Here is a 15,033-nt window from a genome sequence, read left to right as displayed (position 1 = left end):
TTTCTGGCCAGCCCCTGGGCTTACAGCGCAGCGACGTTTAGCGCCCGCCCTGCCCTTGGCCTACGACCGGCTTTTTCACAAGGTGGCGCGCGGGGATGGCGCTGGCCGTCGCGTCACCCAGCGAGCTGCCATCTGCCAGAATTCCGGGCTTCATCCCTTCCCAGGCAACACATGCAGGCTCAACGCATTCTCTCCGTCACGCTGACGCAGCGCGAACGTGAAGTCCTGAGGCTGATCGCATCCGGCATGAGTTGCCGCGCCCTTGCGGCTGCATTGCAGATCAGCGTGTTGACCGCCCGCAAGCATCGCAGCAACTTGCTGATGGGCTGCCGGGCACCACCGTGGGTGCACCGGACATGCCGTCGATCGCCAAGGCGACGCGCGTGCCATTCAAGGACGAGGCGTACAAGAAATGCCCTTTGGCCTCGAGCGAAATGCCAACGCCGTTGCCGAGGAAAAACCGTGCCGGACGTCAACGCTGGCGCTTAGCGCTGCAGCGGCAAACTGACTACGCCTTTGCCGGGGTCATTGAACCATCCACAGGTGCCGGACCGACACCCGGGCGAACTTGCAGCATTGCGAACACGCCGAGTGCCGTAGCGACGGCCGTTGCCACGAACATGGACGAATAACCATAGCGGGCGGACAAGATGCCAGCAAGGGTGGGCGCGAGCACGGCAGCAATATTCGCCAGGAAGTGCATGATGCCGCTGAAGGTGCCGACGCGCGACGGCGACGGGGCCGTGTCGATGACAACCGCCCAGTACACCGAGTTAGGCAGAGCATTCAGGGCATTGCCGAGGGTCATCAGCGCAATCACAGCCCCTACAGTGTGGACCTGCGATACCAGGATGAAGCAGATCGTGGTCAGCACGAGCGCGCTTGCGGCGAAGTAGCTACGGGCGATCTTGAGGTTGCCCGTGCGCTTGAACAGCCAGTCGGAGATACGGCCACCAAGGAGTACGGTGATGCAGGCACCGGTCCACGGAATCATGCCGACGTACCAAAGCGACGACAGCGTGAAATGGAACTCGTCGCTCAGATACTTTGGCGTCCACGTGAGCAACATGAAGTTGACGTAGATGAACGAAAAGTAGCCGATCGAGTTGAAAACCAGCGTCCGGCTCTTGAAGAAGCTCCACCAGGGATAGGCGCCCGACAGGTCTTCCGCTTTCTGTGCAGGCGGGCGGCCGGCCTGGATCAGGGCCAACTCAGCGGCGTTGACCTTCGGGTGGTCTTCCGGTTTGTTCGTATACACCCAGGCGAACAATGCGATGAGGACGAAGCCCAGCACGCCGAGAATGACATACATGGTGCGCCAGCTATCGGTCAGCATGAGCAGTCCAACCGCCACCGGCGCGGTGAGCAGCGCACCAAGCGGGGTGCTCAGCAAGCCGATGGACACGGCAAAACCGCGCTCCGACGGGGCCGCCCAGGTCGACATGGTCTTGTTGATGATGGAATAGGCGGGCCCTTCAGCGAAACCAAACAGAATTCGGATCGTTGCGAAGCCGGCGAGCGCCGAGCCGCCCATCACCGCAATGCCCAGATCGCCAGCCCAGATCATGGCAATGGCGAAGACCGACCATGCCACGCCCGCGATGACCCAGACGCGTTTCGCACCCACGCGGTCCGACAGCGCGCCGCCGATCAGGGCACCAAACATATAGCCGTAGCCGAAGTACCCAAGCACTGCGCCCCAACCCGCTTTATCAAAGCCGTACTCGCCAATGATCTGGGTTGCCGAATAGGCAATGGCGCCGCGATCGATGTAGTTGATCAGGGCAATTAGCACGATGAGGCCGAAGATCGCAAAGCGGTATCGGGTAGGCCTACCTGTATCAGTCATAGATGTCTCCTAGCCGGCACATCAAATGTGTGTCGTGCCGCAAGTATATATTATATATACTTGCACACAACCACATGGAGAACCCTAAATGAACAAGCCGCGCGTCGCCATTGGCTCCCTCGGGGGCACCATCAGCATGACTCCACCCGACAGCGGCGGTGGGGCGGTACCGACACTTGGGGCCGAGCAACTGGCGGCTTCGGTCCCGGGGTTGGCCGAGGTCGCAGAATTGACCGCCGAATCGCTGCTCCAACTGCCGAGCGCATCGCTGACAGCGGCGCATCTTGGGCAGTGCCTGGATTGGGCGAACGCGCAAGTGGATGCCGGCGCCGCAGGGGTGGTGTTGACGCAGGGCACCGACACCATCGAAGAGAGCGCGTACTACCTGGACCTCTACTGGCAACGCGACGAACCGCTGATTGTCACGGGGGCGATGCGCACGCCCCGCGTGGCGGGCGCCGACGGCCCGGCTAACCTTTTGGCCGCCGTTCGTACGGCGATCGCGCCAAATAGCAGGTCCCGGGGCGTCCTCGTCGTGATGAACGACACCATTCACAGCGCCCGTTGGGTGCGTAAATCCGATGCCCTCTCAGTGGAGACCTTTGCGTCCGGCGACATTGGCGTGCAGGGTCGGGTCGTCGAAGGGGTGCCAAACTATTTTCAGAGGCCACCTACCCGATTGCTTGCCCCTGCAGCGAAACGACCTTTCCCGAAAATCGCGCTGCTAGCCGCAGCTATGGGGGACGATGGCGATCTAGCGGATGCGGCGGTCGCGGCTGGCTACGAAGGCATCGTCGTGTCCGCCTTTGGGGCGGGCCACGTGTCGGCCGCATTTGCTGACCGGATCGAGCGGTTGTCCAAACGGGTTCCCATTTTGATCGCGACCCGCACCGGCGGCGGGCGCACCGCAACGAACACCTACGGCTTTGCCGGTTCCGAGATAGACCTGGTGCGCCGTGGCGCGTTGCTGTGCGAATGGTTGTCGCCGGTCAAGGCGCGGCTTCTGCTCGGTTCCCTGCTGGCTTCCGGTTGCGCACGGGAGGATTTTGCGGAGTGGGTCAGTCGGTGGGGTAAAGTTTGCGTCTGAATCCCATTTCATAGACCAACGTGACAACAACGGAAGCCACTGAACCTAAAAGTGGCGTTGCCCAATCCCGCAAACGGCAGCGCCCGCTCACAGCCTACCAATTCGCCTTGCAAACGCTCCGCGAGGAGATTCTTCAGGGGCGTCTTAAGGCCGGTGAGCGGTTGCGCCAGGACGAGCTGGCGGAGCGAATTGGAGTCAGTACGACCCCTATTCGGGAAGCCTTGCGGACCCTTGTGTCAGAAGGCCTTGCGTCTTTCGACACCCACCGAGGTGCCGTGGTGCGCGGGCTGACGCTAGAAGATGTGCGCGAGATATACAGGCTGCGCATGGTCCTTGAGCCGATGCTCGTCGAAAGCGCCATTCTCCACACGCCACCCGAGTTGCTTCGGCGCGCGGAAGAATTGCACGCCATGATGTTGGATACCGTTGACGTTGTAGCGTGGACGGAATTTAACCGGCAGTTCCACGCTGTACTCTTTGAATCGCAAGAAGAGACACGACTTGCCAACTTCGTGAAGACCTTGCGGGACGCTGCGACGCCCTACATTGCGCTGTCACTATTCATGCGCCCTGAACACATTGCCGCCAGCAATCTCGAACATGCGGAGATCCTGGATCATTACCGGCAAAAAGACGTCCAACGGGCGAAGCAACACGAAGTGGAGCATCTGGGTGCCACCCTCAAGATTATCGTTGAGGCAATTGAAAAGGCTGATAACGGACACCCTCCGTCCTCGGAATGACCCGGATTGCTCCGGTTCCTCCGGGTACCGCGCTGCGGGTGTAGGTACCTCGACATCTTCAAGCCGTTCTCTATTGTTCTACGACGACTTTGCGCAGGCGTCCGACCTGTTCGACGCCGTCTTCGAACTGCGACAGCCTGAATGTCAGTCGATAGGCGTAGAGATAGGCATCCTGGAAACTGTTTTCACCTCACCGCTTGGGGTGATGGCCTAACCAGAATGCGCGTCAAGCCCGGGACTTCAGCGGGTGCGGACGCCAAAGGCGTCCTTGAGGGGGGATGTCAAAAACGAGATTAATGGCGTCACCGCTGAAGTTCGCGCCGCATTGAATTCGATTCGAATGCCGAGAACATGAAGGCGCTCTATCTTTTCTTATGCGTGCTAGCACGAGGAATAGTCTCGAATCCCACGTCTATCGCAATGGAAGCGGTATCGCCTCGCATGCGCGCCAACAGTGCCCGTGCGGCCTGGTTGCCAATCTTTGCCCCGTCAACGGCCAGCGTAGACAGCGCTGGCACACCGTCTTCCGCCAGGGATTGGTTCCCAAAGCCCATCACGCCCAGTTGCTCCGGCACTTTCAATCCGACGGCATGCGCATGAGCCAGCGCCCCAAGTGCCAGCGAGTCCGAGCTGCAGAAGATTGCATCCGCCTCTGGCGCGCGCTGGAGGAGCACCGTCATGACTTCCCTTCCCCGTCCCGCCTGTGGATTCGTTTCCGGGAATACGATCTCCACGGGCTCCGGCTCCCCATCTTCTTGCGCCGCGCGCTTAAAGCCGAGCGCCCGGCGTCCCGCTCGACTGTCATCAGAGCGCAGTAGCGCCGGCCGTCGGTACCCACATGCCTTCAGATGCCGATACGCCGCCCGCCCCGCATCTTCCTGCGAAAACCCAACGACGACATCCAGCGGATGCGGTGTGTAGTCCCAGAGCTCGACAATAGGGATGCCCGCATTGAGCAGCAGGCGTCGGCTGCGGGCAGTGTGCTCGATGCCTGTCAGCACCACGCCATCAGGACGTCGGCTCAGCATCGTGGCAAGCCAGTTCTCCTCCCGCATTGGGTCATATCGCGAGATGCCGAGGGTCGTTTCGTAGCGCTCCGTTTCGAGCACGCCCACCAGCTCATCCAGCATGTCTGAGAACAAGGAGTGGCCAACAGACGGAACGATGGCAGCGACCAGTCGCGTCTGACGCGACGTCAGCCCCCCCGCCAGCGAATTAGAGACGTACCCGGTCTGCTCCACAGCTGCCTCCACGCGCAGCCTGGTCGCCTCGGCGACTAGGTCCGGCCGGTGCAAAGCGCGCGAAGCCGTCATGGGGGAGACGCCTGCCAGGCGAGCGAGGTCTTTCAGCGTGGGCGCCACGCTTGGTTTCTTGGACGGCGCGGATGATTGACCAATCAAAATGATTGCAATGTTACGGCAACCATGTTGCTAACACAAAATATCATCATGAATTGCCAGTAGCCAAGGTTTCTGAGGCCATGACCGGGACTATGATTGCGCAATCATAAGAGGAGACAACAATGCGTAATCGCGTCAACGTAGCATCCCGTCGCACCGTCCTTATTGGTCTGGCCGCCGCCCTGCTCGCGCCAATGGGCGGTGCCTTCGCCGACACCTACCCTTCCCGCCCGGTATCGCTCGTCGTGCCGTTCCCGCCCGGTGGCCAGACCGACGTCGTGGGACGCCTGATCGCCAACCAGCTGAGCAAGTCCCTTGGTCAACCGTTCGTCGTGGAAAACCGTCCGGGCGTGAATGGCTCCTTGGCGTCCGACGCGGTGGCGCGGGCGACCCCGGACGGTTACACCCTCGTAATTGGCGGACCCGGCACCCACGCCATGAACCAACTGGTCAACGCGAACGTCCGCTACGACGCGCGTAAAGACTTCACCCATATTGCGATGCTGAGCCGTGCCCCCATGCTGCTTGTGGCCGCGCCGCAGTTCAAGGCCAACAGTGTCGCCGAACTGGTTGAGCTTGCGAAAACCAAGCCCAACGCGCTGAACGTTGCGCTGACCGGCATTGGCTCGTCGAGCCATATGACGACGGAACTATTCAAGCAGACCACCGGCATCTCACTGAACGCGGTGCCCTACAAGGGCGACGTCCCCGCCATGACCGATCTGATTGGCGGTCAGCTGGACTTGCTGTTCGTGCCGGCCACGTCCGCCGTGACGTTTGTCCAGGGCGGCAAGCTGAAGGCCTTGGCCGTCGCCGGTACTAGTCGCTTGGAGCAATTGCCCAATACGCCGACCATGGCCGAAGCCGGTCAACCGCGCATCGTGAACTACTCCTGGACGAGCCTGGAAGGTCCGGCGGGCATGCCGGCGGATGTCGTGCAGAAGCTGAACAAGGCTTGCCAGGACATCCTGAAGCAGCCGGAAGTCATCGCCCAGCTGGCCAAGATCAACAACACTGCGACGCCTGGCACGCCAGAGCAGGCCGCGACCTTCATCTCCACGGAAGTTGGCCGCTGGATCCCTGTGGTCAAGAGCGCCAACATTCGCACGAACTAAGTCACACCCATGCTGCCCATCAATCATTTCAAGAAAGCCCTCAAGGAAGGCCGGCCGCAGATTGGCGTGTGGTCGACCATTCCGTCACCCTACGTCTCGGAGCTCATCGCGGGCGCCGGCTATGACTGGGTGCTTCTGGACACCGAGCACACGCCAACCGACGTCCCGCTGATGCTGAGCCAACTGCAGGCGACCGGCGCGGCGCATCCGCCGCAGGGCATGCTGCCCACGCATGCCGTGGTCCGCCCTGCCTGGAATGACCCCGTACTGATCAAGCGCTACCTGGACATCGGTGCACAATCCCTGCTGCTGCCATTCGTCCAGAACGCCATCGAAGCGGAAGCAGCCGTCAAGGCAACGCGTTACCCCGCTGGCGGGATTCGGGGGATGGGCGGGTCTACCCGTGCCGCTAACTTTGGCCGCACGGCCGATTACGTGGCCCGTGCCGCTGAGGAACTTTGCGTACTCGTTCAGGTGGAGACTGCGGAAGCCCTGGACCAGATAGAAGCCATCGCAGCCATCGAAGGGGTTGACGGGATTTTCATTGGCCCGGCAGATCTGTCCGCCAGCCTCGGCTATCCCGGCCGTGCGAATCACCCCGAAGTCAGCAAAACTATCAATGACGCGATTCGTCGCATCCGTGCTGCCGGCAAAGCTCCAGGCATCCTGATGGTCGACGAGCCGCGCGCCCGGGAATGCCTGGAGCTTGGCGCCCAATTTGTTGCCGTAGCGCTGGACACCGTCATGCTGCGCAACGGTCTGGATGGTGCCGCAGCGCGCTTTCGTAGCACGGGATACCCGGCCGGCACGCCGGCTACCAGCAGCTACTGAGGACCATCATCGTGACGTTTGATGCTCAAGCCTGGCTGGCAGAGGCGCGCTCGCTCATCGGCGAAACGAATGTCCTGACGCCAAATCGTGAAGAGGACCTCAGTGCTTTCGTGAAAGACTGGCGGGGCAAGTTCCAGGGTCCTGCGCTCGCCGTGCTGCGGCCTGCGACGACCGCTGAAGTCCAGGGGCTGGTTCGGCTGGCTGCACGCGCAGGGGTAGCTATCGTCCCGCAGGGCGGTAATACCGGCCTCTGCGGCGCTTCCGTCCCAATGACTTCCGGCAGACAGGTCGTCTTGCAACTGGGCCGGATGAACAAAGTGCGCGAACTGGACGTGCGGAACAACACCGTCACCGTCGAAGCTGGCTACATCCTGCAGCAGTTGCAAGAACTAGCCGCTTCCGCCGGGCGGTTGTTCCCCCTCTCCCTCGGCGCCGAAGGGTCGTGCCAGATCGGTGGCAACCTCGCCACCAACGCAGGCGGCATGCAAGTCCTGCGCTACGGCAATATGCGGGAGTTGGTGTTGGGTCTCGAGGTGGTGCTTCCCGACGGGGAGGTCCTGGACCTGCTGCGGGCGCTGCGCAAGGACAACACCGGGTACGACCTGAAGCAGCTATTTATTGGCTCCGAAGGCACGCTTGGCATCGTCACTGCGGCCACGTTAAAGCTGTTTCCCCTGCCGACAGCCGAGACGTCTGCCTTTGCAGGCGTAGCGTCGTTGGAAGACGCCATCAGTGTCCTGGACGTCATGCGCGCGTCGATGGGCGACCGTTTTTCCGCCTTCGAGCTCATCTCGCATCCGGCACTCGAACTAGTACGACAGTATTTCCCCGACACCCCGCCTCTGCTCGAGCAGGATTGCGCCTGGTACCTATTGATGAAGGCAGCCGATGGCGGCGACGGCAGCGCATTGAATGATGCCATGCAGGCGGCCCTGATGGCCTGTATGGAGCAAGGCACCATCAAGGACGTGGCCCTTGCATCGAGCCTGGCGCAGACCCAGGTTCTGTGGGACCTTCGTGAAAACGTCACCCACGCGCAGCAGATGGACGGCGGCAACATCAAGCACGATGTTGCGCTGCCCATTTCGCGGCTTCCGGCGTTTGTCGAAGGCATGCTGCCCGAGTTGGCGCATGCATTCCCGGGCGTACGGCCCATCATCTACGGCCATCTCGGCGACGGCAATCTGCATTTCAACGTCAGCGCACCGGATGGTGTCGACGCAAAGGCATGGCAAACCCGGACCGACGCCGTCAACAAGATCATCCACGATGCCACCGTGGCGCTGCGGGGCAGTATCAGCGCCGAGCACGGCGTCGGCCAGCTCAAGCGCGACGAACTGCTGCACTACAAGACAGCTATCGAGATGGACGTAATGCATCGCATCAAGAAGGCGCTGGACCCGCAGAACCTGCTGAACCCGGGCAAGGTACTGAATACCTGAACTGAACAGCCCCAGAACAAAGGTCGCAAGATAGCGACACACACCAGAGACTCATGCCATGAAGAAAGCAGAAGATTTGAGAAGCGCACGGTGGTTCGCCCCCGATAACCTCCGTGGTTTCGGCCATCGCTCCCGCATCATGCAGATGGGCTATGCCCCGGCTGACTGGGCCGGCAAGCCGATCATTGCCATCATCAACACGTGGTCCGACATCAATCCCTGCCACGCTCACTTCAAGACCCGCGTTGAGGACGTCAAACGTGGCGTGCTGCAGGCGGGTGGCTTCCCTCTGGAACTGCCAGCGTTGTCGTTGTCGGAGAACTTCGTCAAGCCGACGACGATGCTGTACCGAAACATGCTGGCCATGGAAACGGAAGAGCTGATTCGCTCGCATCCGGTCGATGGCGTCGTGTTGATGGGCGGTTGTGACAAAACCACCCCTGGCCTGCTATTGGGTGCCATTAGCGCGGGGTTACCGGCTATCTACATTCCTGCAGGTCCGATGCTGCGTGGCAACTGGCATGGCAAGGTGCTCGGCTCTGGGTCTGATGCCTGGAAGTTCTGGGATGACCGCCGTGCGGGCATCATCAGTGACCAAGATTGGCAGGGTGTTGAAGGTGGTATTGCCCGTAGCCATGGACACTGCATGACAATGGGCACTGCCTCTACCATGACCGGCGTAGCCGAAGCGATTGGCATGACGTTGCCTGGCGCTTCGTCGATTCCCGCGCCGGACGCCAATCACATCCGCATGTGCTCGGCTTCCGGACGCCGCATTGTCGAGATGGTCTGGGAAGACATGGTTCCCCGACAGATCCTGACGCGTGGCGCCTTCGACAATGCTGTGACAGTCGCGATGGCCATGGGTTGCTCGACCAACGCTGTCATCCACATGATCGCGATGGCACGTCGCGCCGGCCACGATTTGACGTTGGACGACTTCGACCGTGCAAGCCGGAAGGTACCGGTGATCGCAAACGTGCGGCCTACCGGCGACAAATACCTCATGGAGGACTTCTTTTATGCGGGTGGCCTCCCCGCCCTGATGCGCAAGCTGGGCAGCTTGCTGTCACTGGACGAGCGCACGGTGAATGGGCGCACGCTGGGCGAGAATATCCAGGATGCGGCCTGCCACAACGATGATGTGATTCGGGATACCGACAACCCCATCTACCCAGAAGGTGCCCTTGCTGTGCTGAAGGGAAACCTGTCTACCGAAGGTTGTGTCATCAAGCCCTGTGCGATGGAAAGCCGTCTGATGAAACATATCGGTCGGGCCATCGTATTCGACGACTACCCGTCGCTCAAGGAAGTCATCGATAGCGACGACTTCGATGTGACGGCCGACGACATCCTGATCCTCCGGAACGCTGGCCCACAAGGGGGCCCCGGCATGCCAGAATGGGGCATGCTTCCTATTCCGGGCAAGCTCGTCAAGCAAGGCGTGCGCGACATGCTGCGCATCTCCGATGCCCGGATGAGCGGTACCAGTTATGGCGCCTGCATTCTTCATGTTTCCCCAGAGGCCTTTGTGGGCGGCACCCTCGCCTTTGTCCACACCGGCGATCAGATCGCGGTAGACGTTGCCGAGCGAAAGCTGGACCTCCTGGTCAGCGCGGATGAACTGGAACGTAGGCGTCAGCAGTGGACGCCGCCGGAGCGCAAGTTCGAGCGCGGCTATGGCTGGATGTTCGCCCAGCACATCCTCCAGGCGGATAAGGGCTGCGACTTCGACTATCTGGAGACGTCTTTCGGGCGTTCGCCGGGGGAACCCGCCATTTACTGAACCACAGGTTGCTCCACGCAAAACCTGGTGATCTTGCGATAGTCCCGCGATCTTCCGGCTCGCGGGCGTTCTGAACGCCCGGAGTAGACATCTCGCGTTGAGCGGAAAGTCCGTGTGGCGAGACAGTACGCGGCCGCCTACTTTCCACCGCCAATGGGCTGGCCCAGGATTCTTCAGATCGAAACCGGCGTTCCGGTTTCGATGGCGCCGGCATGGCGAGATCCGGCTTTGAAGCCGTCTGTTGGCGCCGACCATGCGATGCTGAATCCAGCCGCCAGCAGCAACACCAGGGCCGCCAGGCGCCGCCAGGCGGCGACTTGCGTCGAGAACTTAGATTCCCGATTCGTGCATTCGAAATGGAGAATTCGCACTGTTCCTCGGGTGATAGGTCCTGGCTCGTTCGACGTGTTTCCAGAACGCATGATCTCCCTTAACCGTAAGGAGCGGCCAGCGTTGGCAACGTCAAACATCAGACAAGCGGCATCATTTCGACTTAGAGGAGGCGCCTGAGGAAATCAATCAGCTTCCCATTCACCGCATCGGGAGCTTCCTGTTGCAACCAATGTCCTGCTCGCGGGACGACGTGCGACCCATGATGCGCCAGCGCGAGCTTAGGCATAGCATCAATGATGTCGAGCATGCCAGGCATCGCCAACCCGGTGTCACGCTCTCCGACCAGGTAGAGCGAGGGGACTTCCAATGGCCGCCCCTCAAACGCAGCTTGCAGTTCCCAGTTCCGATCGAGATTACGGTAGTAATTCAGCCCTCCGCGAAAGCCGGAGTGTTGATACGATTTGACGAAGGCATCCATATCCACAGGATCAAGCCAAGCGGGCGGTGTCACCGGCTCGGGTAAATCATCCAGATATGCGCCCTGCCGCTTTACCATCCCAAACGGATTCGGACTTCTCTCATTCCTGACGCCAATGTCTCCTGACGCCGCGTAGTAAATCTTGCGCAAGGTGGTCGCAACATCGCGTTCAAGCTCCGCTTCTGCGAGTCCTGGTTGCGAAAAATAGTGGGTGTAGAACCACGCTTGCGCTGTCTTGGGAAAGAGCAAGCTCGGCATCATTGGTGCTCGGTACATCAATGGGACCCCCAACGCGATGACAGCGCGAAATCTGTCTGGCCGTAGCACTGCGGCTTGCCACGCGATGGTTGCGCCCCAGTCGTTTCCGACGACCACGGCCTTTTGCTCTCCCATTGCATCCAGAAGGCCGATCAAATCGCCAATCACATCTATCGTGGTGTAGCGCTCCATTTCCAACGGACAGTCACTCAAACCAAAGCCACGCAAGTCGGGGGCTATGGCGCGAAAACCAGCATCCGAAAGTGCCGCCAGCTGATGCCTCCAGGAATGAGAGGTTTCGGGGAATCCGTGGAGAAGCAGCACTGGCGGCCCTTCGCCTCTTTCGGCAACGTGAAGGCGAATACCATTGACGTTAAACAGGTGCTGGGTGGCAGTGATCATGGCGGCGTCTGCTAGAAACGTTGTGGCAGCCGGTATAATATCGTAACTATTAGAGTTACGTATACAGGAGCAACCACAGCGTGCAACGCGACACCCGACTCGCCAGGCTTCTTCACGTCCTGGTTCACATGCACCTGAGAGGTGGCACTACGACATCGGAAACCATTGCGCAGATGTTGCATACCAACGCTGTTCTGGTCCGGCGGACGATGGCCTCGCTTCGTGAAGCCGGATATGTCCAATCGATACCCGGCCCGGGAGGCGGCTGGGCGCTCGCGCGCGACCTTAAAGATCTCACCGCAAAAGACATCTACACCGCCATCGCGCCACAGGGATTGTTCGCCATTGGTCTTGCCGACGACAATTCGTCCTGCCCGGTCGAGGCCGCCGTGAACCGCGTGCTTGACGGGGCGATGATGTCCGCCGAGGAAACGTGGTTACGATCACTGGGGCACGTACGACTGTCGGATATTGCCAAGAACATCTAGAAAGGCGGCCAGTTCAGGCAACCACTGACGGTGGCTGAGTTAGCCAAAAGGCTTGCTGCACCACCCGACGTTGATTACCCTTGCGAAAACTTCGCTCGCCGAGCCTTCAATGTCACTGAACCCCCGCCAACTTGAAGCTTTTCGTAGTGTCATGGTGTCTGGCAGCATGACCGTCGCCGCCGAGCGGCTGAAAATCAGCCAGCCTGCGGTGAGTGCGCTCATCAGAGACCTTGAAAAGAGACTGGAGATTCGGCTCTTCCGGCGCGAAGGCAATCGTCTTATTCCAGGAGCGGAAGCCCAGCGCCTGTTCCGCGAAGTCGACCGGTTCTACCAAGGCATGGAGCAAATTGAACGCGTGGCGCTAGACCTCAAGTCTGCACGCGTCGGCACCCTGCGTGTTGCGTCGATGCATACATTGGGGTTGAGCCTGCTCAGCGAGGGCGTCAAACAGTTTGCGCACGCCCGCCCGGAAGTCGACATCTCCCTGGACATTCGGAATTCTCTGGGTGTGTTGGAACTTGCAGCGGCACACCAGATTGATATTGGGTTCGTTCAAATGGCCGGGGATGAATACCCTGGCGTAGAGGTATTTCCGTTACCTAGCGTCGCGGCAGTCTGCATGCTACCGCGGGGTCATGCGTTGGCGCGCAAGAAGTCACTGAAGATTTCCGACCTGCAAGATGAACCGCTCATCTCCCTCAGTGGTAACAGTACGGTTCGCATGCGACTCGAGGCTGAGCTCGATGCCGCAGGCGTGACATGCAAACGTTCGGTTGTCACCTCACTCAGTCACGTGGCATGCAGCCTGGTGGCAGGCGGCCTCGGTCTGACGGTAGTGGATCCATTTACGGCGCGCAGAGTGCGTGATCCGGGCGTGGTCTGGCGCCCATTGTCGCCCGCCGTGCAGTTCCATTTTTCGATTGTCCTTCCCGCTCATCAGCCGCGGCCGAAGGTTGTCGAGGATTTCATAAAGGTCGTGAAAGCCCTCTTCCTGGCCAGCGTCACGCCCTAGATGTTGCGGCGGCTCCCGTTACAGCGATACCTATCCCACCAGCGCGCTACGCGTAGCAAAAGAATTCCTTATGCGCGTCCAACCGCACCTGTAGTTGTGCCCGCCTCAGCGTAAATTCATCATCTCGTCATGGAATTGACCTTGCAGGGTGACCACCAGATGGTCTTCGGCGGCGTCTCGTTCCAGCCCTTCGTCCAGCGCCATTTGCTGTCACGCGCCCGGTGAAGGGTCCTCTGTTTCGACTTTGCAGGATCGAGAAGAGTCGCCCACAGGGCAGACCTGCTCCCCTCAATCAATACCATGACATCCTCAACTTCCCACGAAACGCTACTTGCCGAAGCGCGGCTAAGTTCGCCCCCGGCCTCCCGCTTAACAAAGCACTACGCCTTGCCCGGGCTGGATCGCGAACGCAAGCAGTTTCACGAGTTCGTCGCCGTTGACCTTGCGCATACCACGATGCTTGTGGAAGAAGGCATTTTGTCCGGAGAAACCGGTCGCGCCATCCTCCAGCAGTTGTTGAAGATTCGAAACATCGAACCATCGGACTTTCCGGTCGACGCGCGTAAAGGAAGCTTCCTCCTGCAGATAGAATCGTATCTCTTCGCCGCCATCGGCGAAGATGTCGGCGGCCAAATGCACACTGGCCGCAGCCGTATTGACCAGGGCTCCACCGTACGTCGTCTGTACAAGCGCAACCGCATCTTGGATGTGATGGACCGATTGAACGAGTTCCAAGACGCCATTGCGGATCAAGCGCGCCGCCATGCGTCCACCCTCATGCCTGGCTACACGCATATGCAGCAGGCCCAGCCTTGGGTCTTCGGCCACTATCTCCTCAGCTTCAGCTCCCGGCTGCACGACAGCTTCGTGCGGCTCGCCCAAGCCTACGGCCGCGTCAACCGCAATCCGCTCGGAACAGTCGGCCTCGCCGGCACGTCGTGGCCACTCAACCGCGCGCGCACCACAGAGTTGCTTGGATTCGATGGTCAAGTGGAGAACTCCAAACTCGGACGAGAGGCTTTCGACGCGGCCGATGCGATTTGTGCGCTCTCCTTCATCATGGCTGACCTGAACGACCTGGCTACTGATCTGCATCTTTGGTCGAGCACTGAATTCGGACTGGTGGAGTGCGATGACAGCTACTGTGGAACGAGCAGCATCTTCCCCCAAAAGAAGAACCCCGTTGCATTGGAAACCATCAGGAAGGCAGCCGGTCCCGCGGTGAACTGGTTGAGTTCCGCACTGGCGACGTTTCGAGCCGAAGGAACAGGCGACCAGGCCATGCGCACCGTCTCTCACATCGACGACGCCCTCGCCACGACGGAAGGCATGCTCGACCTGTTCACCGGCGTCATTGAGACACTTATCGTGCACAAAGACCACATGGCAGAATCCCTGAAGGGAAGCTGGTGCACCGCAAGCAACCTGGCGGACGTCATTGTGCGTGACCGTGGGCTGTCATTCCGGCAGGTCCACCACATCGTTGCCCGGGCAGTCCGCAATGCGGTAGCACAAGGATTGACGCCCGATCAGCTAACGAGCGCTCGTCTCGACGAAGCAGCCATCGAAACCACCGGCATCGTACTGAACTTGGGCGATTCCGCCGTCAGGGAAGCGCTTGATCCGCGCCGCTTTGTGGAGACTCGCATTACCGAGGGCAGTGTCGGGCCACATCAGGTCTCACGCTTGCTGGAGCGAGCAGCGGAGGAACGCGCCGCAGATCGACAGTGGGCAAGTGAAGCACGTAGCCGCTTGATTCGTGCCCAGTTCAGCTTGAATGACGCCGTTGCCAGACTGGTTGCTTAAAGC

At 60.4% G+C, this 15,033-nt stretch carries 14 protein-coding genes; 10 read left to right on the top strand and 4 right to left on the bottom strand.

Features of this window, described 5'->3' with window-relative positions; translation table 11 throughout:
- Window positions 1–171 precede the first annotated feature (171 nt).
- A complete protein-coding gene (locus tag CYJ10_RS35175) occupies window positions 172–489 on the top strand; it encodes a response regulator transcription factor (protein ID WP_101681633.1) in 318 nt (105 codons plus the stop codon).
- Window positions 490–508: 19 nt separating this feature from the next.
- Here CYJ10_RS35175 and CYJ10_RS11405 read toward each other — a convergent pair whose 3' ends face one another.
- Entirely contained in the window at window positions 509–1,849 is a 1,341-nt protein-coding gene (locus tag CYJ10_RS11405) for an MFS transporter (RefSeq protein WP_101681632.1), read from the bottom strand.
- Window positions 1,850–1,937: 88 nt separating this feature from the next.
- On the opposite strand from CYJ10_RS11405, the gene CYJ10_RS11400 reads away from it, so the two are divergent.
- Window positions 1,938–2,936 (top strand): asparaginase, encoded by a 999-nt coding sequence (locus CYJ10_RS11400; protein ID WP_101681631.1) that lies wholly within the window; start codon window positions 1,938–1,940, stop codon window positions 2,934–2,936.
- A 20-nt stretch (window positions 2,937–2,956) separates the two neighbouring features.
- Complete coding sequence (locus CYJ10_RS11395) at window positions 2,957–3,679, top strand: GntR family transcriptional regulator (RefSeq protein WP_101681630.1); 723 nt, start codon at window positions 2,957–2,959, stop codon at window positions 3,677–3,679.
- A gap of 362 nt (window positions 3,680–4,041) precedes the next feature.
- Here CYJ10_RS11395 and CYJ10_RS11390 read toward each other — a convergent pair whose 3' ends face one another.
- Window positions 4,042–5,040 carry a LacI family DNA-binding transcriptional regulator gene (locus CYJ10_RS11390; RefSeq protein ID WP_257993253.1) on the bottom strand — a complete coding sequence of 333 codons (999 nt, stop codon included), beginning with the start codon at window positions 5,038–5,040 and terminating at the stop codon, window positions 4,042–4,044.
- A 161-nt stretch (window positions 5,041–5,201) separates the two neighbouring features.
- On the opposite strand from CYJ10_RS11390, the gene CYJ10_RS11385 reads away from it, so the two are divergent.
- From CYJ10_RS11385 to araD, 4 genes are read left to right on the top strand one after another with little or no spacing between them, the layout of a single operon-like run.
- Entirely contained in the window at window positions 5,202–6,194 is a 993-nt protein-coding gene (locus CYJ10_RS11385) for a Bug family tripartite tricarboxylate transporter substrate binding protein (RefSeq protein ID WP_101681628.1), read from the top strand.
- A gap of 9 nt (window positions 6,195–6,203) precedes the next feature.
- The gene (locus CYJ10_RS11380) at window positions 6,204–7,025 is read left to right on the top strand and encodes an HpcH/HpaI aldolase family protein (protein WP_101681627.1); all 822 of its coding nucleotides are present in this window, start codon (window positions 6,204–6,206) and stop codon (window positions 7,023–7,025) included.
- An 11-nt stretch (window positions 7,026–7,036) separates the two neighbouring features.
- On the top strand, window positions 7,037–8,467 hold the full coding sequence (locus CYJ10_RS11375; protein WP_101681626.1) for an FAD-binding oxidoreductase: 1,431 nt from the start codon (window positions 7,037–7,039) through the stop codon (window positions 8,465–8,467).
- Between the two features lie 58 nt (window positions 8,468–8,525).
- The gene (gene araD / locus CYJ10_RS11370) at window positions 8,526–10,253 is read left to right on the top strand and encodes an L-arabinonate dehydratase (protein WP_101681625.1); all 1,728 of its coding nucleotides are present in this window, start codon (window positions 8,526–8,528) and stop codon (window positions 10,251–10,253) included.
- A gap of 173 nt (window positions 10,254–10,426) precedes the next feature.
- Here the strand turns inward: araD and CYJ10_RS11365 are convergent, their stop codons facing one another.
- Entirely contained in the window at window positions 10,427–10,675 is a 249-nt protein-coding gene (locus CYJ10_RS11365; RefSeq protein WP_146002017.1) for a hypothetical protein, read from the bottom strand.
- Window positions 10,676–10,746: 71 nt separating this feature from the next.
- A complete protein-coding gene (locus CYJ10_RS11360) occupies window positions 10,747–11,724 on the bottom strand; it encodes an alpha/beta fold hydrolase (RefSeq protein WP_101681623.1) in 978 nt (325 codons plus the stop codon).
- 80 nt (window positions 11,725–11,804) lie between these two features.
- Between CYJ10_RS11360 and CYJ10_RS11355 the strand changes: the two genes are divergently transcribed.
- From CYJ10_RS11355 to argH, 3 genes are all read left to right on the top strand, one after another.
- Window positions 11,805–12,212: an Rrf2 family transcriptional regulator gene (locus CYJ10_RS11355; protein ID WP_101681622.1), complete on the top strand. Its 408-nt coding sequence runs from the start codon at window positions 11,805–11,807 to the stop codon at window positions 12,210–12,212.
- A gap of 109 nt (window positions 12,213–12,321) precedes the next feature.
- Entirely contained in the window at window positions 12,322–13,224 is a 903-nt protein-coding gene (locus CYJ10_RS11350; protein WP_101681837.1) for a LysR substrate-binding domain-containing protein, read from the top strand.
- A gap of 387 nt (window positions 13,225–13,611) precedes the next feature.
- Window positions 13,612–15,030, top strand: coding sequence for an argininosuccinate lyase (argH, locus tag CYJ10_RS11345; protein ID WP_257993252.1), 1,419 nt, complete (start codon window positions 13,612–13,614; stop codon window positions 15,028–15,030).
- Window positions 15,031–15,033 lie beyond the last annotated feature (3 nt).

The organism is Cupriavidus pauculus (genome assembly GCF_002858765.1).
Classification (GTDB): domain Bacteria; phylum Pseudomonadota; class Gammaproteobacteria; order Burkholderiales; family Burkholderiaceae; genus Cupriavidus; species Cupriavidus pauculus_B.
This window is presented reverse-complemented; position numbering and strand designations above follow the sequence as displayed.